The 685-nt window shown below is 47.0% G+C and carries 1 rRNA gene; it reads right to left on the bottom strand.

The window, feature by feature from the left end:
- Positions 1-685 (bottom strand): 23S ribosomal RNA (locus LrDSM24759_RS07615); the annotation flags it as partial.

Below are 685 nucleotides of genomic sequence, written 5' to 3'. Positions count from 1 at the left end.
TAGAGGATCCATCAAACAAGGGTAGTATCCCAACATTGCCTCCAATAAGACTAGCGTCCTATCTTCTCTGGCTCCTACCTATCCTGTACATGTTTAACAAATACTCAATATCAAGCTACAGTAAAGCTCCATGGGGTCTTTCCGTCCTGTCGCGGGTAACCCGCATCTTCACGGGTATTATAATTTCACCGAGTCTCTCGTTGAGACAGTGCCCAAATCATTACACCTTTCGTGCAGGTCGGAACTTACCCGACAAGGAATTTCGCTACCTTAGGACCGTTATAGTTACGGCCGCCGTTTACTGGGGCTTCAATTCAAACCTTCGCTTGCGCTAAGCTCTCCTCTTAACCTTCCAGCACCGGGCAGGTGTCAGCACCTATACGTCATCTTACGATTTTGCAGATACCTGTGTTTTTGATAAACAGTTGTTTGGGCCTCTTCACTGCGACTGATATTTTACTATCAGCACCCCTTCTCCCGAAGTTACGGGGTCATTTTGCCGAGTTCCTTAACGAGAGTTCTCTCGCTCACCTGAGGATACTCTCCTCGACTACCTGTGTCGGTTTGCGGTACGGGTAAAACTACTCTGGCTAGAAGCTTTTCTCGGCAGTGTGACATCATGACCTTCGCTACTTTTATTTCGCTCCGCATCCCATCTTGTACTTTTAGAAGTAAGCATTTGACT

It is taken from the genome of Lactobacillus rodentium (genome assembly GCF_003423665.1).
Taxonomy (GTDB): Bacteria; Bacillota; Bacilli; order Lactobacillales; family Lactobacillaceae; genus Lactobacillus; species Lactobacillus rodentium.
This window is presented reverse-complemented; position numbering and strand designations above follow the sequence as displayed.